A 20,660-nucleotide genomic window follows, 5' to 3' on the forward strand; every position below is an offset into this window, starting at 1 on the left:
AAAGCCAGAGTTATGGCGCCAGCGTGACCTGGATTGCACGGAATTTGAGTCAGACCCCCGATTGGACGCCGATTGACAGTCTCCAAGCCGCGCGCCGGGTTTCACCTGGGCGATGCCTTGCCACATGGCCTCGTGCGCCACACCTCGCCGACGAGATAGGTCTTGCTGGAATCCGCGATGTAGCCGTTCTTCTCAAGCGTGATGTCGAGGTTGATAATATCCCCGGTGCGGATCACCACCGAAGTGTTGGGCACACCGTGGCAAACCTCATCATTGATCGAGCAGTTCAGCACATAGGCAAAGCCATATTGCCCCTAACTGGCCGGGCGGGCACCAAGATCGACCGTGATGAAAAGCTCGACCAGATCATTGACAGCCATCGTCGTCATCCCCGCCAGAGGTTGCTGATCCAGCATCTCGAAGACGCGGGCCAGCAATCGGCCGGAAATACGCATCAACGAGATTTCATCGGGGGTTTTGACCATGTCAGGCGGCGGCCAGGTCGGGAACACGGACCTGCGCGGCCGTAAGCTGCGCCTTGACGATCTCGTTGAAAGAGAGCGTTGGGTTGGCTTCAGCCAACATGCCCAGCTTCATCCAGAATTCGGCCTGCGCGTTGATGGAGCGGCACATAACCGCACTCGCCTTGCGCACCTCTTCGTGCAGATCCTCGTCGATTTTCACAATTCCCATGCCGCCACCCCTTGCATTCGATATGAAACGTTTATGTTTCATATCGAATGTGCTTGGTCAAGACTGCCCCAGAATGCGTCGTTCGCGGGACCGAGCACGATTGGGCAAACCGGACCTAGGCCTTGGGCGCTGAGACGGCATGACGATACTCGTCCGAAGTCTCGTCCAGAAAGACATACAGCGCGGCGATACCGGCTGGGATGTCATCATCGTAAGCGACGGCAAGATCGCCGCGCGGAGCCATTCGCAAGCGGGCGACCGTCATTCAGCAAAAGGCCGGTCGTCCGGTTCAATTCGAGATCGTGGCTGAAGCGCGCAAGAGCCTAATAGCTTCGCTTGCCCGCCATGGTCTGCGCCTCGTGATGTTTTGTGAATTAAAGTATCTTGCTATCTAAAATGTAAATAGGTAGCTTGCGACTCAACGGGAAGATACCCGATGAGAGGATCGAGATATGAGGATGGCGTTTTGTGACCGGCCCGGCCGCGGGCTTGTTTCCATCATCGCAATGGCCGGTACGAGCGTGCCGGCCATTGCCCTGGCCCACTCGCTTCCCGCTGCGCCGCCCGCTGCTGCGGTGCAGGCGGACGACCATGCCGAGAACGATGACGTCACCGCCGCCGGGAGTGGCCCGATAGTCGTGACCGGCACGCGCATTGCCAGCGGCTTCGACGCGCCTACCCCGGTCTCCGTCATGGGCGCGGAGCGGCTTGCCGAGCGCGGCGCCAGCAACATCGGCGATGCCCTCAACGAGCTGCCCGCCTTCCGATCGACGCAGACCCCTGCCTCGACCGGCCTTTCCGCAGCCGCCGGCTATGTTGGTGGTCGCATCCTCGATTTGCGTGGCCTGGGTTCAGTTCGCACGTTGACACTGGTGGATGGCAAGCGTTTCGTGCCTTCGACCACGCAAGCCACCGTCGACACCAACATGATCCCCTCAATCCTGCTGCAGCGGGCCGAAGTGGTCACCGGCGGAGCTTCGGCCGTCTATGGTTCCGACGCGGTTTCCGGCGTGGTCAACCTGCTGCTTGACAAGAAGCTTACCGGCTATCGCTTCAACGCGCAGGCGGGCGTTTCCAAGTATGGTGATGCCAGCACACGCCAGATCGGCATCGCCGGCGGCTGGGCGATCGGTGATCGTGCACATCTCATCCTTGGCGGTGAATACGAGGCGAATGACGGGGTAGAAGCTTGCCGCGTGCGCGAATGGTGCGCCAATGGTCAGATCAACTGGGGACGGAACCCTGGCCAGACCGGCCTGCCTGCCAACAATATTCTCAGCAATGTCCACCCTTGGTCCGCTTCGTACAACGGCGTGACCACCCCGCCATCTTCTGCCTACACCGGCAAAGCGGTTCCCAACTTGCGCCCGATCGACGGCATCACGTTCGGCCGCGATGGCACCCCGCGGCGCTTCCAGTTCGGATCGCTGGTCAATTCACTCTACCAGGTTGGTGGTGAAAGCGATGGTCCTGGTGAGAACATCTACTTCGATTTTCCGATCGTCTCGCCGACCGAACGCTACAACGCCATGGCGCATTTGACGTGGGAAGCGAGCCCTGCGCTGACGCTTGAGTTCACTGGCAACTATGGCCACGCAGAAGGCTGGCACCGCGCCGTGGCCTATCGCAACACGGCGCTTACCATCCGTTCCGACAACGCGTTCCTGCCCCGCTCGAATGACCCAACGCTCGACATTCCCACCATCTTGGCTGCCAGCGGGCTGGCCAGCTTCACCCTTGGCAAGGGCTTCGACGATATCGGGCCGGGCCAGATTCACGTGCGCAACAACGTGATCCGCGCCGTCGTCCAGGCGCGCTACGACCTTGGCGGCAGTTGGAAAGCCGATGCCTATTATCAATTCGGGCGCAACAGCTTCCGCAGCGATCTCACCGGTGGCACCGTCACATCGCGGCTGCTCAACGCCATCGATTCCGTTTCGGTCAACGGGACTGCGACCTGTCGCATCAATGCCGACGCCTCTGCCGCCAACGACGATCCTGCCTGCGTACCGCTCAATCCGTTCGGCTACGCCAATGGCTCGACCTTTGCCACTGCCAAGGCCTATGTCACCGCCAATGGCTACCAGACCAACGTGACGACAGAGCACGTGGCCGCTGCCAATGTGACCGGTTCGCTGTTCAATCTGCCGGGTGGCCCCTTGGGCATAGCGGTGGGCGGCGAATACCGTAACGACGCGGTCAGGGGCGATGCCGACCTGCTTTCGCGCACCAACCGCTTTTTCACCGGTGGTGGCTCGCTGATCTCGGGCAGGATCGCGGTGGCGGAGGGCTATGGCGAAATCGAGGCGCCAATCCTGCGCCATGTCGCGTTCTTCGACGAACTGGGGCTCAACGGCGCGGTGCGGCGCACGCACTACAACCGCTCCAGCGATTTCTTTCCCTCGAGTTCCCTCAGCGTAACGACATGGAAGGTTGGCGGCACCTGGGCGCCGATCGAAGCGCTGCGCCTGCGGGCCACCCGCTCGCGCGACATTCGCGCGCCCAATGTGTCGGAATTGTTCGGTCCGACCACGCAAACCCAGGGAATTCTCACCGACCCGGCTCGTGGTGGGGTGCAAACGGTTGCTCCCATCACGCAAGGCTCCAACCCCAATCTTCAGCCCGAAAAGGCTGACACGTTTACCGTCGGCGCGGTAATCCAGCCGCGGGGCGGGTTCCTGGGCCGCTTTCGCGCCTCGGTCGATTATTACCGGATCGAGATCAAGGATGCGATCAGCACGCTTGGCCAGCAGAACATCGTCACCCGTTGCTTCCAGGGCGATCCGCTAAGCTGCTCGCTGGTAACCCGCGATTCCTCGGGCGCGATCACCAACATCGTCGATACGCAGCAAAACGTGAACAAGCTGATTGCGCGGGGTTTCGATATCGAGGTGTCCTATCGCCAGCCGATCGGCCGCGAGGCGAGCCTCAACACCCGGGTGCTCGCCAGCAACGTGATCGATCTGATCACTGTCGATGCGGTGGGTCCCACCGAGCGCGCCGGGCAGACGGGGCTGCGCGCCGGCACGCCACCGGGCATTCCGGACTGGACGGTGGATGGCATGGTCACGCTCGACCTGCCCGACCGGTTCAGCCTGTCCACCCATGTTCGCTGGATCAACAAGGGCTTCTACAACGCCGCCTTCATCGGCCCGGATCAGGATGGCTATGCCATCGGCGCGCCTACCAGTTCCAATACCAACAGTGTGCCCGCGAAGACCTACGTCGACCTGCTGGCCACGTTCCGCATCCGTCAGCAGGGGGCGCAGAAGTTCGACGTGTTCTTTGGCGTCGACAATCTCTTCAACACCGAACCCCCACGCGTTCCCGGCGCCAACGGCTCGGGCAACAACGTACTGTTCAACCCGGTGGGCCAGTCCTTCAAGGCCGGGGTGCACGGTTCGTTCTGATTGCTTCCCACCTTGCCCGGGGCGCTCCTCCTCCCGCGCCCCGGGATTTTTCTCCCCTATTGACAACGGATTGTGCCAAGATGCTCGAACGCCCTTTCGACCCTGAGACCCGCATCGTTTCCCGCCGCGACGCGCCCGCCGTGATCGAGCGGGAATGTGACATCTGCGTGGTCGGCTCTGGCGCATCGGGCGCATCGGCGGCGATCGAGGCCGCGCGGGCCGGCAACCGCGTGATCCTGGTCGATGGGCTGCCGTCGCTGGGCGGCCAGGCAGTCAATTCGATCATCGGCATGTTCTGCGGGCTTTATACTCCGGGCATGGATGGCCGCCAGCTTACCCACGGGATCGCCGACGAAATCATCGCGGAGCTGACAGCCAATGGCGACGCTCACATCATCCAGGGCGGGGTGATGAAGGTGGTGATGTACAACGAAGTCGCCCTTGGCCGCTGGGTCGAGAAGGCCGTCATTGCCGCCGGCGTCCAGCCGCTGACCGGCGCGATCATCCGCCAGGTCCACGTCGAGGGCAGGCGCATTTCCGCGCTCGACATCGCGACGCGCCATGGCGACGTGCGCATTCGCGCGCAGGGCTTCATCGATGCATCGGGCGATGCAGCGCTGACGTGGCAGGCTGGCTTCGACTGCCGAGTCCAGGCCCAAGGGCAGATCTACGGCTCGCAGATGCTGATCGTGGAGGGCATTGACGACGCGCACAAGCCCGATTGGGACACCATGGCGCGCCGCATTGCCGAACGTGGCGAACACTACGGTATGATGCGGCGTGATGGCTTTGCCGCGACATTTCCCGGCACAGACGTCGCCATGGTCAACATGACGCATATCGAAACCCCGCTCGACCCGTTCGATGCCGCCGAGAAGCAGATCGACGGCAAGGAGCAGGCTGACCGGACACTGGTCTTCCTACGGGCCGAATTTCCCGAAGCGTTCGGCAAGGCCCGCGTTCGTGCCTATGGCTTGCCCGGCGTGCGCCAGACCCGCTGGATCGTCGGCACGCATCATCTCACCACCGCCGAAGTGCGCGCTGCGACGCGTTTCGACGATGCCATCGCACGCTGTTCCTGGCCGCTCGAGCAGCACCACAACCGCGAGGGCTACGTCTGGGAAACCTTTGGGCCCGACCATGTCCATACTGTGCCGCTGCGCTCGCTTGCAGTGGCAGGGGCTGACAATCTGCTTGCCGTCGGGCGCTGCATCGACGCTGATTCCACCGCGCTGTCATCGGTGCGGGTAATGGGCCCTTGCATCGCCATGGGCGCCGCCGCAGCCCATGCCTTGACGATCGCCGGGTCGGGATCGGTCCACCAGGTCGACATGGGCTTGCTACGCCAGAAGATTGCAGCAAATCTCGAAGGATAAGGTCGCGCGCCAAGCCGGCCAGCCGGGAAAGGATCCCTGAATGGGAAAGGCCAGCAGGACCATCGACGTTGCCCGCGTGATCGACGCACGCGGCCTTGGTCCCTTCAATTACCGCCTGATCGCGTTGTCGTGGCTGATAACCGTGTTCGACGGCTTCGACATGATGATGATCAGCTTCACCGCGCCTTACATGCGCGACGAACTGGGGCTGACCAAGCCCATGCTGGGCAACGTCTTCTCGGCCGGTTTGCTGGGCATGATGATCGGCGGATTCGTGCTGGCCTGGCTGGGTGACCGGCGTGGCCGGCGCCAGACGATCGCGATAGCGGCTGTGGCCTTCGGGATTCTCACCGCCGCGACCGCGCTCGCCCGGTCCTATGAAGCACTGCTCGTGCTGCGCTTCCTCGATGGCTTCGCGATCGGGGGGATGCTGCCGCTCGCCTGGGCGCTCAACATCGAATACGTGCCCACCCGGCTCCGTTCTACCGTCGTGACGGTGATCATGATGGGCTATAGCCTGGGCACGGCGCTCGCGGGGCCAGTAACGGTGTGGCTGGCCCCGCGCTTTGGCTGGGAAGGGGTGTTCGTAGCGGGCGGCGCCGCGACGTTGGCGATTGCAGCGGCACTGTTCGTCTGGCTGCCCGAGTCCGTGCGCTTTCTGGTAGCGCGCGACCGCGATCCCGTGAGCCTGGCTGCCACGCTCAACCGCATCGATCCTGGGCTCGGCGCAACGGCGAGCGACCAGTTCGTGCTGGGCGATGAGGCCCGCGGGGCATCGGGCAACTTCCGCGTCAGCCAGCTGTTTGCCGGGCGGCTGCGGTGGATCACGCCGTTGCTGTGGCTGGGCTACATCGCCAGCACGCTGGCCGTCTATTTCAAGGCGAACTGGGGCCCGATCGTCTATGAAGACCTGCACTTCACCCGTGATCTCGCGGCCTATGTCTCGTCGTTTTCGGGCCTTATGGGCGCCGTACTGGGGCTGCTGCTGATGCGCTTCACCGATCGCAAGGGCGCGCTGGCGGTTGCTTTCTTCCCCGCGCTCGCCGCGCCGGTGCTATTGCTGATCGGGCTCGTCCCCTTGAGCTCTACGGCGTTTCTCGTGCTGTCGGTCATCTCCACCAGCCTGGTTGGCGGGGCCCATTTCGGCATCCTGTCGATAGCCGGGATCTATTATCCCACGGCGATCCGCGCCAACGGCTCGGGCTGGGCCACGTCGGTCGCCAAAATCGGCGGCATCGCCGGGCCAATCCTTGGCGGCATGGTGCTTGCCTCAGGCCTACCAGTGGTGACCAGCTTTGCCATCCTCGCGATCTGCCCGGTGGTGCTAGCGCTAGCAGCGTTCGGCATCGCCCTGGTGGTCGCCCGTGAACAGCGTGCCACGGCGATCGCCAACACTCCCGCTCCCTCGTTATCCCCCACGTCCTGAAAGGCCGGCCATGACCGCTCCCAACCCGCAATTCCGACGCCCGCTGCGCAGCCTTGCCGCCAACTCGCCCGTCCGCAAGGCCCATTGGCGTGCGCTCGGCCTTACCGATGCCGACCTGCTCAAGCCTAAGATCGCCGTGGTCAATTCGTCGTCGGAACTGGCAGTTTGCTTTGCCCACCTCGATGGCGTGGCCAAAGTGGTCAAGGACGCGATCCGCGCTGCCGGAGGCGTGCCTTTCGAAGTGCGTACGACCGCACCTTCCGACTTCATCACCGGCGCCGGACGCCAGGGCAGCTATATTCTGGCAGCACGCGATCTCGTCACCAACGATATCGAGGCCCAGGTCGAAGCAGCGATGCTCGACGGCATGGTCTGCCTGACCAGCTGCGACAAGACCCCGCCCGGCCACTTGATGGCGGCGATGCGGCTCAATATCCCAACCTTGCTCGTGATCGGCGGCTATCAGGCCTCAGGCATGGTCGATGGCGATCCGGTGGATATCGAGGACCTCTTTTCGGGCGGCGTCGGTGCGAGCTTGGGCAAGCCCGGCAAGCACGCAATGGAGGATGTGACCCGCAATGCCATCCGTGGCCCCGGCGTCTGCGCCGGGATGGCCACGGCCAACACGATGCACTGCGTGGTGGAGGCGCTGGGCATGTGCATCGCCGGATCGGCCCCCGTGCGGGCCAACAGCGACAAGATGTTCGACGCGGCCAGAGCAGCCGGCGCCCGCATCGTCGAGATGGTGCGCGAGGACCTGACTCCGCGCCGGATCATGACGCCCGGCGCATTTTATAATGCCGCCGCCATGGTTCTGGCGGTCTCGGGCTCGATCAATGCGATCAAGCACTTGCAGGCAACGGCGACCGAAGGGGGAGTCGATGCCGACCTCTTTGCGATCTGGGATGAAGTGGGGCGCAAGGTGCCCACACTCGCCGCAGTGCGTCCCAACGGTCCGGTCCGGATCGAGGGCTTCGAGGACGCCGGTGGCGCCCGTGCGATGCTCAAGCAACTCGAACCGCTGCTCGATCGCGAGGTACTGGTCGCGTCGGGCCGTACCATGGGCGAGGATCTTGCCGACGCAACCATCGTCGATGCCGAGATCATTCGTCCGCTCGACCGTCCTGTCTCCGATGGGCCTTCGATCGCGATCCTCAGAGGCTCGCTCGCGCCCGAAAGCGCGGTGGTCAAGCTGGGCATCCGTGACGGTACCCGGCCCGAAGCTTTCGAAGGCACAGCCCGCGTGTTCGAGGATACTGCCAGCGCCATGAAAGCCATCGCCGCAGGGGAGTTGCAAAAAGGCGACGTCCTGGTGCTGCGCGGTCAAGGCCTGAAAGGCGGACCGGCCATGGGCGGGGGCGCGTCGATCGTGCTGTTCGCGATCGACGCGGCGGGTCTCGCGCGCGATGTCGCGTTCATTACCGACGGGCAATTGTCGGGGCTGTGCCTCAAGGGCCTGACCATTGCCGAAGTCGCCCCGGAGGCGGCCGTCGGCGGCCCGATTGCGAGGGTACGCAACGGCGACCGCATCGAGATCGACGTCGCCGCGCGACGTCTCGATCTGGCCGTGGCGGCCGATGAACTGGCGCGCCGGCCCGCGCCGGGCAATGCCTTCCCGGTGCCGGCAGATGGTTGGTTGGGCATCTATCGGCGCGACGTGCAACCCATGGCAACAGGGGCCGTGCTGCTCGACCTGCCGGTCGGCGGGCGGGATTAACCCCGCCGTGATCCGGCCCCGGTCCCGCGTTGCTGCGCCCACTTCGGTAGCAGACTATACAATCCCTTCGGCCTCGGGCATGGTGGCGACGATGGACGACACCGACGGCAAGGCGCGAACGCGCGACCGCACCGATCACAAGCGCGGCCCCAAGGCTGCTCCGCCCAAGGCGCCTGCGCAGGCTCGGCTTGGCCGGCGGCGCGAGGAGATCGACCTGCCCGGCGGCTTTGATACCGACGCCTCCGAGCGGCACCTGATGCGCTATCGCCGCGCCAGCGGCGACAGCACCGACGATGGCCTGTTCCGCGTCACCCGTGCGATCGTTGTCGCCGGGCGGCTGTGGCGTAAGGTCGCCAATGATCGCATCAAGGCGCTCAACCAAACCATGGCGCGCTGGGAAACGCTGTTCCACGTGGCCTATTCTGATGCAGCGCTGACCCAGGGTGACCTGGCACGCTTGATCAGCGTGGAGGGCCCGACGATGGTGCGGATGCTCGATGCCTTGGCACGCGACGGGTTGATCGAACGCGAGCAGAGCACCGAAGACCGGCGGGTCACGCTCAACCGCATCACTCCGGCCGGGCAAAAGGCGATCGAAGACATCATGGCGATCACCAACGAACTGCGTGGGGACGTACTGGCCGGGATCGAACCGGAAAAGCTGTCCGTCACCGTCGATGTGCTCACCCGCATTCTCAAGCGCCTCGACGCCATGCGTTGAACCTCCAGCTTCTCACACCGGAAGTTTGGCCCAAAAAGATAGCTTGCTACAAGATGGAAGGAGCCGACATGGTCACGCTTACCACCCAAGAACAGGCGATGCTCGATGGCGAGCAGGGCCCCGCCGTGGCCCGCGCCATGGCACTCCTGGTCCGCTATGCCGACGCGCTGGGCGCCGAGGACTTTGTCGAGACCAATAATGTCGCCGGGGTGCCTGGCTCGGCATCGCCGTGGATGAAGGAATACTACGCAGCCGATGGTGGCGATTATCGCGCCGTCTTTTCGCGTTTCGACCTTGATTCCGACGACGTGGTCGATGTGCCGCGGATGAACGCGTTCTCCTGCCACCTCCAGGGCGGCATGGACCCCGAGCTGTGGCGTGAGCAGGGCATGACCGAAGCCGCCAACGCGAACTTCCGCTACGACGAGGAACAAGTCGCTGCGCACGGCATCCAGTTGCTCAAGACCTGCACTCCCTATCTTGCCGGCAACGTACCGGTGATGGGTGAGCATTGCGCCTGGATGGAATCGAGCGCGGTCGTCTTCTGCAATTCGGTCGTGGGCGGACGTACCAATTGTGAAGGGCGGGAATCGACCAGCGCCGCTATGCTCGCCAAACGTATTCCTAACTGGGGCTTTCACCGTGATGCATACCGCCTGGGCCAGCACTCCATCGACGTACAGGTGTCGGTGGACGACGTGTTCGACTGGGGCCTGCTGGGTTACTTTACCGGCGCGACGGTGGAAGACACGATCCCGGTTCTCTCGGGCGCCATCACCAACCCTTCGCTGATCCGGCATAAGCATTTTGGCGCGGCCGCAGCTTCGTCCGGTGGGGTGGAGATGTACCACATGGTCGGCATCACGCCCGAAGCACGCGATCTCGAAACCGCATTCGGCGGGCCTCCACGCGGCGAGCGTTTCGTTTATGACGCGCAGGCGCGGCGACGCACCTGGGAAACTCTCAACAGCGTCGGGCAGAGTACGGCGGTCGATTTCGTGATGCTTGGCTGTCCGCACTACTCGATCGAACAAATCGCGCTGGCGGCACGGCTGATCGAGGGCCGCAGGGTCCATGCCAACTGTGCCTTGTGGATTTTCACCAGTCGCGCGGTCAAAGCGATGGCTGACGCGGGGGGGCACACTGCCACCTTGCGCGCGGCAGGCGCAATGCTGATGACTGACACCTGCTCGGCCATCAGCCAGGCCGTCCCGCCCGGCACCCGCGTTGCCGCTTTCGACAGTGCCAAGCAGACGCATTACCTCCCGGCGATCATGGGCATCGAAGGCTGGTTCGGCACGACCGCCGAGTGCATCGACGCAGCCTGTACCGGCGTCTGGCGCGGAGACCTCGCATGAGTGTCACTGCCTTGCCCACCCGGGCCCCCGATTACGTAATCCATGGGCGCGGCGTGGTTCCCGGCATCACGGTTGGTGAAGCGCTGGTTACCCGCGACACGATCTCCGGCTGGGGGGGCGTCAACCCCATGGCCGGCAAGGTGATCGAAAGCCGCCATGAACTCAACGGCGTCAGCTTTGCCGACAAGATTCTGGTGTTCCCCGGTGCGAAGGGGTCGTCTGGCTGGTCTTCGATTTTCCACATGACGCGGCTAGCCGGCACCGCTCCCCTCGCGCTGCTGTTCAACGTGACGACGACCAAGGCGGCATTGGGAGCCGTGGTCCTGCGTGTTCCGGCGCTCACCGACTTCGACCGCGACCCGCTTGCTCTGATCGCAACGGGAGATTTGCTGCGCGTCAATGCCGACGAAGGCAAAGTGGAAGGCTGGCGCGCCCCGAGATAGAGTATCTAGAAGCGCGGTATGGCCAAACGTCCTGGACCTTCGGTTCAATGCATGGTTGCACCGGCGGCGGAGAAAACAAAGGCACGCAAGCACTCCCGCGCGGTGATGTGGCTACCTCCTCGATCAGATGCGCCGTAGCGGAACGGCAGCTGCTCAAATGTCGCTCAGGATGCAGGTTGCTCTAACCGGTGCGCGATGAAGCCTCGCGCGGCCATTGCCAGGGAAAGGTCTGTCATCGCGGGCTCTCGGCCTCGTGCCTCTCTTTCATGTCCCGCTTCCAGCGCTGGCGAAGTGTAACTGGCCGCATGCCATGACGATCCTCGAGAAAGGTAGCGGCGGAAATGCGATCGGCACGGAAGTGCCGGAAATCCTGCCGCAGCTCGCACCATGTGGCGAGCATCCTCGTGTCGTCGAGAAAGCCGAGGATGATGGGCCAGACAATGCGTCGGGTCAGCTCGCCCTGCAGGTCGAGATACTCGATCTCGATCTTGCGGCCTTCGCGAATCCATTCACGCGTGCGCGCCAGGTCGATGCGATCGGGCGCCGGCGGCGGCCTGGTCGATCGGGCGGCAATCGCTGGATCGGTAATGAGCGGCCGCAGCCGATCGGGAACGACGCTGGTGATCTTGGCGATCAGGTCGCACGCGGCATTGGCGAGCACCGGATCGCCCCGGCTTGCAACCCATTGCGCGCCGAGCACCGCCGCTTCGACTTCGTCGGGCGTCAGCATCAATGGTGGCATGTCGAAAGCGTCGTCGAGAATGTAGCCAAATCCGGCTTCGCCCTGCACGGGAACGCGCTGCGCGATCAGATCAGCGACGTCGCGATAGACGGTGCGTTGCGAGACTTCCAGTTCGCCCGCGATCTCGGCGGCCGTCACCGGCCGGGACGAACGGCGCAGAATCTGGATGATCTGGAACAAGCGGTCCGCCCTGCGCATGCTGTCGCCTCTTGCTGACGGAATGCTGTCAGCAGGAGGCGACTACAAGCGAAATCGCTCAGCGGATCCTCGCTTGGCCATTGGACTGACTGAAAAGGACCCTGCCGCATGATAACCTTGTTCCACGCGCCGCAATCGCGTTCGTCCCGCATGATCTGGCTGTTGGAAGAGCTTGGGGCTACCTACGAAATCCGCCCGGTTTCCATCTTCCGCCCCATGACCGGGGAAGGGCAGGGCGACCCCGCCAATCCCCATCCCGACAAGCGCGTGCCGGCGCTCGTCCACGACGGCAGGCTGCTCGCGGAATCGGTCGCGATCGTGCTGTACCTGCTCGATGCTTTCCCGCAGGCCGGGCTTGCGCCGGCACCGGCTGATCGCCGCCGGGGGGATTATCTCACCTGGATCGCGTGGTATGTCGCCGAACTGGAGCCAGTCTTGTTTGCCGGCATGGCTGGCGAACTGGCGGGATCGGCGCAGAAGCAGCGCAACCATGACGCGGTGATCGCCCGCTCGCGCGCCGCGCTGGGGACTGGGTCCTATGTCATGGGCGAGAGCTTCACGGGGGCGGACTTCCTGATCAGCAGTGCCATGGCATTTGGCCGCCAGGCATTTCCCGCTGACCAGGCCTTCGACGCCTATATTGCCAGGTGCCGAAGCCGTCCTGCCGCCATTCGTGCGCTGGCTTTGGACGGTCACGCTGGCGTGCAGACGCCAGCGTGAACTTGCGCATTTGATCCGCAGGCATTCCCAGCGCCTCGGATCAAATGCATCCCTTTGCATAGCCACGCTGGCCATCCGCGCCGGCGACGCGATGCAAGGCTCTACTCCGTTTGCGGTATCGACAGGTCAGAGCAATTCGTCTTGGTGGTGGCGGCGCCGTAGTGGGGGGCTGGCAATGGGCGATGATCTGTTCTTTCACGGCAAGTATGCATTGGGGTGGGCCGCGCTCGGTCTGGTGCTCGCGGCCATTTCCGGCACGCCATCAACAGCGGCAGTGCGCCGTGTCGCGCGACCAGTCACTACACGCGCTGTGCCGTCCACCCTGCCACGACCTGACACAGACCCAAGTAAGCCGCCGCCGGTTACGGTCCCCGCCATGCTTCCGGCAACATTCCGCCCGGTGGCGTCCATCGAAGGAGAGGTTCAGCGAATTTTGGCCGACCGCTGTTCTTCGGGCGCGATGGTCTACCGCAGCAAGAGCGACGAAACGATCGTCAACGTCAGCGACGATCCATTTCGTCCCTTGCTGGCCAATCCTGACAGTTCCGATTTCCAGCCGGCTTTGGAAGCTTATCGACGCTGCCTTACGCGCAAGATCGCGGCCATTCGCGCCACGCCAACCTATGCGCTTGCGCCAGATACGCCAGATCGTGACTGCCCGAATTGCGGACTCTATTTGTCCAACCGGGCTCTGGAGATTCCGCGCCTGCGGATGATCATCGGCCTGACCTATCTCGCGCCGCCGCGGTTTGCCGATCAGGATCCGGCCGCGGCGCTGGCGATCCTGCGCCAGGCCGCCACCGATGCCACACGCGTGGTCAGCGATTTCCGCGATCAAGCGCAGACAGTCATCGAAGCGCGGCAGGAGGCAATTCAGGACAAGCGCAACGCGGCGATCCGTGCCTCCAACCGGCGCGCGCAAAATGCCATGCTCATTGGCCTCATGGGCACGGCGGTCGGCCTGGCCAGTGGCATGAACGGACAACAGATCAACGATTCGGTAGGTACCGTCACGCTGAACGAACTGAACCAGGCCAATGCTGACCTGGGAGCGCGGCTTACGGAAATCGATAATCTGGCCGCGCAGGTGCGGCAGCGTCGCAATGTGGTTTTTTCCGACAGCGCGGCAGGATGGCAAGACGATGGCATCCGGGTGACTGTCGCACGCTATTTGCCGATCGAGGCCGATGGTGATGACAACGTCCAGGCACCCAGCACCGGGGCATTGAGCAACCTGCTGCCGTTGCGTTACCTCGTGCAGATATCGATCGACCGCAACGGCGAAAGCTATCAGTGCACGGGGGCCTTTGTCGCGCCGCGCCTGGTTCTCACCGCGCGCCATTGTATCGAGGACGTGGAGCATCACACCGGAGTGGCACCGGCCGCGCTGACCGTGCGCTGGCTCAATTACGTGAGCGGGAAGGGCGGCCTCAAATCCGATCCGATGACGTTTTCAGTCGTGCATTGGACAACCACTGCACTGTCGGAACCTCGCGACCACACGAACGACTGGGCATTTCTGGTGACGGACAAGCCGTTCGGTGGGGGAGACGGCATGACGTTGATCCCCCCTGCCGAACTGGCCAAGCATCCTGCCATGCGCGTGGCACTCGCCGGCTATTCCATCGATTTGAACGACGGCGACGAATTGACGATGGATTGGGGATGCCCCGCACGTTGGCGCTATGGAACGCTGTTTTTCACCTGCCGTGATTGGCAAGGATCGTCGGGTGGGCCGGTATTCGCGGTGGATGGGACATTCGCGCGCATGGGAGTGGTTGGCGTCAACGATGCCATTCTCGCCGGCGCCGGCGACGGCGTTGCCCGCATGAAAGTGGCATCGGCTTCGCAAGGGCTGTAAGATACCTGGCTTGAATTGAAGCAGAAGTATGCGCCGTGAAGCGCAGGCGGGCTGTGGGCGGAACTGTACATGCGCAGGAATGCAGCGGAGTCAAAGCCTGCGCCTCATGCGGTCTGGATGCGTGAACTAGGGTTTTCCGTCACCGCGCCGCATTTGGGCGTGGTCGTAGCGGCTGGTATGACGTGGCTAGCCTCGTGCCTGAGCCAGCCGCGGTTCGGCGCATACAACCCGATCGCGTCCGGCTGCCTTGGCTCGCAACAGCGCCGCATCGGCGGTTTGCAGCAGTTTGTCCGGTCCGCAGATTTCCGGTGTGCTCGAAACGCCAAAGGACGCTGTGATCGGCCCAAGTTCCCGTCCCTCCATGCGCAACTTCAGATCACTGATCCGCTGCCGCATGAGTTCCGCGCGTTCACAGGCCTGGTCCATCGAAAGACCGGGTAAAAGAAGCAGGAACTCCTCGCCGCCGACCCGCGCCGCAAAGCCGCCATCTCGCACGCAGTCTTTCAGAGTGGATGCCACCTCACGCAGCACCGCGTCGCCGGCATCATGGCCATGGGTATCGTTGAAGCGTTTGAAATGATCCACATCGATCATGAGGCAGCTTAGCGGCTGGCTATGCTGCTGGGCCGTGGCGATCTCGGCTTCCAGCACGTCGTCGAGGTGGCGGCGATTGGCTAGTCCGGTCAAGGGATCGGCCATGGCCATGGCGCGCAAGGCTTCCCGCAGGCGCAGGTTGGCGATGGCCAGAGCGATATTCTCTGCCAGAACAGTGAGATAGGCTTCGGAGGCCGCCTCGCTTTGCGCGCGGTGGTGACGCTCCAGGTAGAGCAGGCCCAATGTTTCTCGCTGCGAGGTCAAGGGCAGGCAGATCGCACCAACGGAGCGATCTTGCCTGCCAACATGGGCGCAGGGAATATCGATGCTGTCACCGTCAGGCCGATGCGGAAGGCCGCGGCGCAACGCCCAGCAGGACAGGGGCGGAAATTCCGGCGGGGAATGGGCGGGCGAGAGCCACGACCCGACCTCGACCATCACCTGACGGGTTTCTTCCAGCAGATACAGCCTGCCAGCATAGGCCGGTGCGATCTCCGGAATGAAGCATTCCACCACGGATTTCAGGTCTTGAAACGTGTCGCTGGCCTGCATGCGCTGGGTCATGCGCGAGAGAAGCTCGCGGATGGCACGATCGGTGCTGCGTTCCAGCTCCAGTCTTTGCCGCGCCAGGCCGTTGTCGCGAAAGGCGCGGATAGCCTGAGCCATGTCACCAATCTCGTCGACGTGGTCGAACTCTGGCGGGATGGCAGCGTAATCCTCCGCCGCGAGCCGTGCCACCACATCGCTGAGTTTCACCACCGGATGAATAACCCGCTTGCGGAAGATGAAATACATCACGCACAGGAACAGGAAGGCGGTGACGGCCAGCGCTGCTTCCGAGACCGACCGCCACAGCCGCGAGAGGTCGGTGGCGCGGCTCACCTCCGCGTCGGTGCGTTGATCCAGCCGATACTGGAACTGATCGAACTGCGCGGTCGCGCGGTCCAGATCGCGTTCGTAATCAGCCCCGAACAGACGTTCGACGGCGAAAGCCTTGTTGCCTTCCTGGCGCGCGGCAACAGCTTCCTGCTGCTCGTCCCGTAGGGCGTCGATGGCCAACATGCCGGCCTTGAGCGCATCCAGTTCCTCCGCAGAGGCTCCGGCATCCACCATGCCGCGCATGCGCTGTTCAACCGAACGCAGCCCCTGCCTGGTTTGCTGATAGATGACCATGTCGCGCGCCTCGCCGCGGATCACGAAACGCCGGGACAGACTGCTCAGCGCGCCTTCCTGTTCCACGATCTTTTCAGCGGCTCGATCCAGCAAAGCGCGCTGGGCGACTGCCGCGCGTTCCTCGGTCTGGGCGCGCGAAGCGAGCAGCATGGTGCCCCCGGAAATGAGCGACAGAACCACGGTCACGCCGTAGGCCCAGTTAGTGATGGTCGCCAGTCTCATGCATACTGGCTAGAACCCGAGTGCTTAGGAGTGATTAACTCTTGCGCAACATTCGCTGGCGCTGATCCAGCCAATGGGTTGCCAGGACAAATTCCGCACCGGCACGGAGCAATAGGTGCCGATCCGCAGCAAGGCAAGTCCAGTTCGCTTTATGGTCACCACCGCCCCACTTGCGCTTGTCGGTCTCGCAACACTTCCCAAGCGCCTCATTATCGCGCAATGATACATTATATCATGATTCGAGAGAGTGACCTATGAACAAGCCTCTTCATGTCGCAGGTGGACCTCACGGGCTCCTGCCCGTCACCGTCCTGTCCGGTTTCCTGGGGGCGGGCAAGACCACCTTGCTCAACCATATCCTCTTCAACCGCGAGGGGCGGCGCGTGGCGGTGATCGTCAACGACATGTCCGAAGTGAATATCGACGCCGATCTGGTGCGCGGTGGCGATGCCGCGCTGTCCCGCAGCGAGGAAACCCTGGTCGAGATGACCAACGGCTGCATCTGCTGCACCCTGCGCGACGATTTGTTGCAGGAAGTGCGCGCGCTCGCGCAGGCCGGGCGGTTCGATTACCTGGTCATCGAAAGCACGGGCATTTCCGAGCCGCTTCCGGTCGCCTCGACCTTTTCCTTTCGGGACGAGGCTGGCGTCTCGCTGGGCGATGTCGCACGGCTGGACACCATGGTGACGGTCGTGGACGCCATCAACCTGCTGAAGGATTATTCGAGCCAGGATTTCCTGGCTGATCGTGGGGAATCGCTGGGTGAAGACGACCGGCGCAGCCTTGTGGGTCTGTTGGTCGAACAGATCGAGTTTGCCGACGTGGTGGTGGTCAACAAGGCGTCGTCCGTGTCTGCCGATCAGTTGACTATCGTGAAGAAGCTGGTCGCCAGCCTCAATGCCGACGCCCGCATCATCGCTTGCGACCATGGCAAGGTTCCGCTCGACGCCGTTCTCGACACCGGCTTGTTCGATGAGGAGAAGGCAGCCCAGCACCCACTCTGGGCCAAGGAACTCTATGGCTATGCCAACCATGTTCCCGAAACCGAGGAATATGGGATCGAAAGCTTCGTCTATCGGGCACGGGCGCCTTTCGATCCCGCCAAGTTCCATGCGTTCCTCATTGATGGCGGGCTCGATCACGTCGTGCGTGCCAAGGGCCATTTCTGGCTGGCGACACGGCCCGACTGGGTCGGTGAACTGGCGGTGGCGGGCAGCCAGACGATGACCGCGCGAATGGGCCGCTGGTGGGCGAGCATTCCGAAGAACCAGTGGCCCGACGATGACCGCTTCGAGCGCTTCGTTGCAAGGCACTGGGACACGACATGGGGTGACCGGCGGCAGGAGCTGGTGTTCATCGGCATCGGCATGAATGAAACGCTGATCCGGAGCCGGCTCGATGCCTGCCTGTTGCCTGTCGGGGCCTTCACGCCGGATCGGTGGATCGGCCTGCCCGATCCGTTCCCGGCCTGGGGCGAGCAAGCGCTTGAGATGGCGGGATGACGATCCGCGTGTTGGCCCCCCGCTCCTGCTGGCGTTGATCCGCAAGCAGCGCATGGAGCAGGCACGTTCTTGCGTCTGGCTCGCGAAGGCAGAGGCGGGCCAAGGCTGCGGCCATCAGTCCGTGCTGCCCAGGGCCTTGTCCTGGTGGGCGCGGGCGATGACATAGTGGCGGATAGCGTCGATGTCGGTCGGGCTCATGACTTTGCCCCAACCGACCATGCCATTGTCTTTCAGGGCGCCATCATGGACGATCATCTGCCAGGTTTCGGGGCTGCCCAGGGCCCCGCTATGGCGGAGATCGGGCGTGACGCCGCCTGAAATCGCCGCATCGCCATGGCATGCCGTGCAATAGCGCCCGTAAAGCTGGGCACCGCGTGCGATGACCGCGGCCGAGGCCGTGGCCGGTGGTGGATCGAGCGGCAGTTTGTCCCATGCGGGCGCGGCCGGCAACTGCGCGGTGCCACCCAGCTTGAACACCAGCAAGCGGCTGATGTTGCGCACCGGGCCTGATTTTTGCGCCAGCACGCCGGTCGCCAGAGGCCAGATGCCCCCCCAGCCGGCCAGCACGGCCACGTATTGCTCGCCCCTTACGCTAAAGGTGATCGGCGCGGCGACCACGCCGGTCTGGGTCGGGAAGGACCACAGCTTCTGTCCATCGCTGGCGGAGTAGGCGTTGAACTGGCTGGCAGCCGTACCCTGGAACACCAGGCCACCACCGGTTGCCAGGACGCCGCCATTCCACGGGCCGGGATAGGGCACCCGCCAGCGTTCCTTCTGGGCAACCGGATCCCATGCGATGAGCGCGCCGGTGGTGGCAGCCTTGGCGGCTGCGCGCGCTTTCTCGTCGGCAGGCATGGCGCCAGCGGCCATATCCACGCCGACGTTGAATCCCAGATGTGACGGTTTCCAGTCCTTGGCCGGGAAATAGGGGTAGGCGGCCATCTGCGCGGGGATATAGACCAATCCTGCGGCGGGGCTGAACGCCATCGGATGCCAGCTATGCGCGCCAGCCGCACCGGGCATGCCGATGAAGGGCTTGCCGGTCTGGCCATAGCGCGCCTCGGGGTTTTCGATCGGGCGGCCGGTTACCGGATCGAGCCCGCTGGCCCAGTTCACCGGCACATAGTTCTTGCCGGATATGAACTGCCCGGTCTGTCGGTCGATGACATAGAAGAACCCGTTCTTGGGTGCCTGCATCAAGACCTTGCGACGTCGGCCCGCGATGGTGAGATCGGCCAGGATGATGTGCTGGCTGGCGGTAAAGTCCCATGTCTCGCCCGGCGTTTCCTGGAAATGCCAGACATATTGGCCCGTCGATGCCCGGATCGCCACGATCGAGGACAGGTAGAGGTTGTCGCCGCCGCCGGGTGAACGATAGGACTGGTTCCAGGGGCTGCCGTTGCCTACGCCGATATAGAGCAGGTCGAGTTCGGGATCATAGGCCATGGCATCCCAGACGGTGCCCCCACCGCCCAGCTTCCACCATTCCCCGTGCCAGGTGGCCTCGGCTTTCTTCAGATAGTCCGCTGTGTTGGCACCAGGCCGATCGGGGACGGTGTAGAACCGCCAGCGCTGCTTGCCGGTCGTAGCGTCATAGGCCGTGACATAGCCGCGCACGCCCATTTCGGCGCCCCCGTTGCCGATGATGACCATGCCGTTGACCACGCGCGGCGCGCCGGTGATGGTGTAGGGCTGGCCCTGGTCTACCGTCACAACCGACCACGCGGGCTTGCCGGTCTTGCGGTCAAGAGCAATCAGCCGCCCATCAAACGTGCCGAGGTAGAGCTTGTCCCCCCAGGCAGCCAGACCCCGGTTGACCACGTCGCAACAGCCTTTGACTGCCGCCTCGCCGGGCACCTTGGGATCGTATTCCCACAAGAGCCTGCCACTTGCCGCGTCATAGGCCTTGGCCTTGGACCAGGCAGTGGTGATGTAGATCACCCCGTCGATGACCAGCGGCGTGCCTTCCTGGCCGCGTGCCGTATCGAGGTCTGCAAACCAGGCCAGGCCTAGTTGTCCCACGTTGGCGCGATCGATCTGTGCAAGCGGGCTGAAACGCTGCTCGTCATACGTGCGCCCATGGGCAAGCCAGTCGGAAGGGTCGGCCGCGATGATCCGCGCAGCGTCGACAAGCTTGGGCACATCCTGCTCCGCCCAAGCCGCGCCGCCGCCGGCGGCAAAGCCACCTGCCAAAGCCACCGCGCTGAAGCAGGCAAGCGTTGCAACGGGCACAGCGAAGCGTCGCTTGATCATGAACCTCTCCACCCAACAGACTTAGTTTGTATGCCTAACTTACTAAAATCGGTGTGGAGGTCCAGTGGTTCGCTATTAAGTAGATCGAAAAAATGATGTTGGATTGATGAGATATGCACGATGCGTTCTATGATGCAGGCCAACTTTGGCCTGCCTGAAAATGGCCCGGACCAGTCTTGGGCCGCTCAGTGTTGATTGCCACTGAGAAGTGACCCGGGAGGGGCCGTAATTTCCACTGAGATTTGACCCAT

At 63.4% G+C, this 20,660-nt stretch carries 15 protein-coding genes and 1 pseudogene; 10 read left to right on the forward strand and 6 right to left on the reverse strand.

The genetic code is table 11. From position 1 onward, the window contains the following. The 3 genes and pseudogenes from IE191_RS20015 to IE191_RS20025 form a co-directional block, all read right to left on the reverse strand. Positions 1-485, reverse strand: a pseudogene (locus tag IE191_RS20015) (M24 family metallopeptidase); the annotation flags it as partial. A gap of 1 nt (position 486) precedes the next feature. Continuing rightward, positions 487-693, reverse strand: coding sequence for a ParD-like family protein (locus tag IE191_RS20020; RefSeq protein ID WP_191326196.1), 207 nt, complete (start codon positions 691-693; stop codon positions 487-489). Positions 694-808: 115 nt separating this feature from the next. Then, positions 809-958, reverse strand: a complete 150-nt coding sequence (locus IE191_RS20025; protein ID WP_191326166.1) for a hypothetical protein — start codon at positions 956-958, stop codon at positions 809-811. A 241-nt stretch (positions 959-1,199) separates the two neighbouring features. Between IE191_RS20025 and IE191_RS20030 the strand changes: the two genes are divergently transcribed. The 7 genes from IE191_RS20030 (at position 1,200) to IE191_RS20060 (ending at position 11,144) form a co-directional block, all read left to right on the forward strand. Then, positions 1,200-4,103 carry a TonB-dependent receptor domain-containing protein gene (locus IE191_RS20030; RefSeq protein WP_191326169.1) on the forward strand — a complete coding sequence of 968 codons (2,904 nt, stop codon included), beginning with the start codon at positions 1,200-1,202 and terminating at the stop codon, positions 4,101-4,103. An 80-nt stretch (positions 4,104-4,183) separates the two neighbouring features. Next, the gene (locus tag IE191_RS20035; protein WP_191326171.1) at positions 4,184-5,479 is read left to right on the forward strand and encodes an FAD-dependent oxidoreductase; all 1,296 of its coding nucleotides are present in this window, start codon (positions 4,184-4,186) and stop codon (positions 5,477-5,479) included. A gap of 40 nt (positions 5,480-5,519) precedes the next feature. Beyond that, positions 5,520-6,905, forward strand: coding sequence for an MFS transporter (locus IE191_RS20040; protein ID WP_191326173.1), 1,386 nt, complete (start codon positions 5,520-5,522; stop codon positions 6,903-6,905). A gap of 10 nt (positions 6,906-6,915) precedes the next feature. Continuing rightward, the gene (locus tag IE191_RS20045) at positions 6,916-8,622 is read left to right on the forward strand and encodes a dihydroxy-acid dehydratase (protein WP_191326175.1); all 1,707 of its coding nucleotides are present in this window, start codon (positions 6,916-6,918) and stop codon (positions 8,620-8,622) included. A gap of 91 nt (positions 8,623-8,713) precedes the next feature. Further along, positions 8,714-9,343 carry a MarR family winged helix-turn-helix transcriptional regulator gene (locus IE191_RS20050; RefSeq protein WP_191326177.1) on the forward strand — a complete coding sequence of 210 codons (630 nt, stop codon included), beginning with the start codon at positions 8,714-8,716 and terminating at the stop codon, positions 9,341-9,343. A 68-nt stretch (positions 9,344-9,411) separates the two neighbouring features. Next, entirely contained in the window at positions 9,412-10,701 is a 1,290-nt protein-coding gene (locus tag IE191_RS20055; RefSeq protein ID WP_191326179.1) for an aconitase X, read from the forward strand. Next, the gene (locus tag IE191_RS20060) at positions 10,698-11,144 is read left to right on the forward strand and encodes an aconitase X swivel domain-containing protein (RefSeq protein WP_191326181.1); all 447 of its coding nucleotides are present in this window, start codon (positions 10,698-10,700) and stop codon (positions 11,142-11,144) included. The genes IE191_RS20055 and IE191_RS20060 overlap by 4 nt, the downstream gene beginning before the upstream one ends. A 232-nt stretch (positions 11,145-11,376) precedes the next feature. Here the strand turns inward: IE191_RS20060 and IE191_RS20065 are convergent, their stop codons facing one another. Then, positions 11,377-12,066, reverse strand: a complete 690-nt coding sequence (locus IE191_RS20065) for a helix-turn-helix transcriptional regulator (protein ID WP_229815709.1) — start codon at positions 12,064-12,066, stop codon at positions 11,377-11,379. Between the two features lie 126 nt (positions 12,067-12,192). Here IE191_RS20065 and IE191_RS20070 point away from each other — a divergent pair, with 126 nt between their 5' ends. Next, positions 12,193-12,804: a glutathione S-transferase family protein gene (locus IE191_RS20070; RefSeq protein ID WP_191326185.1), complete on the forward strand. Its 612-nt coding sequence runs from the start codon at positions 12,193-12,195 to the stop codon at positions 12,802-12,804. 175 nt (positions 12,805-12,979) lie between these two features. Beyond that, a complete protein-coding gene (locus IE191_RS20075; protein WP_191326187.1) occupies positions 12,980-14,665 on the forward strand; it encodes a trypsin-like serine peptidase in 1,686 nt (561 codons plus the stop codon). 186 nt (positions 14,666-14,851) lie between these two features. Here the strand turns inward: IE191_RS20075 and IE191_RS20080 are convergent, their stop codons facing one another. Further along, positions 14,852-16,654 (reverse strand): sensor domain-containing diguanylate cyclase, encoded by a 1,803-nt coding sequence (locus IE191_RS20080; RefSeq protein ID WP_191326190.1) that lies wholly within the window; start codon positions 16,652-16,654, stop codon positions 14,852-14,854. A 254-nt stretch (positions 16,655-16,908) separates the two neighbouring features. Here IE191_RS20080 and IE191_RS20085 point away from each other — a divergent pair, with 254 nt between their 5' ends. Further along, complete coding sequence (locus tag IE191_RS20085; protein WP_191326192.1) at positions 16,909-18,156, forward strand: GTP-binding protein; 1,248 nt, start codon at positions 16,909-16,911, stop codon at positions 18,154-18,156. Positions 18,157-18,270: 114 nt separating this feature from the next. Here the strand turns inward: IE191_RS20085 and IE191_RS20090 are convergent, their stop codons facing one another. Next, positions 18,271-20,409 carry a PQQ-dependent dehydrogenase, methanol/ethanol family gene (locus tag IE191_RS20090; protein WP_191326194.1) on the reverse strand — a complete coding sequence of 713 codons (2,139 nt, stop codon included), beginning with the start codon at positions 20,407-20,409 and terminating at the stop codon, positions 18,271-18,273. Positions 20,410-20,660 lie beyond the last annotated feature (251 nt).

This window comes from Novosphingobium pokkalii (assembly GCF_014652855.1).
Taxonomy (GTDB): Bacteria; Pseudomonadota; Alphaproteobacteria; order Sphingomonadales; family Sphingomonadaceae; genus Novosphingobium; species Novosphingobium pokkalii.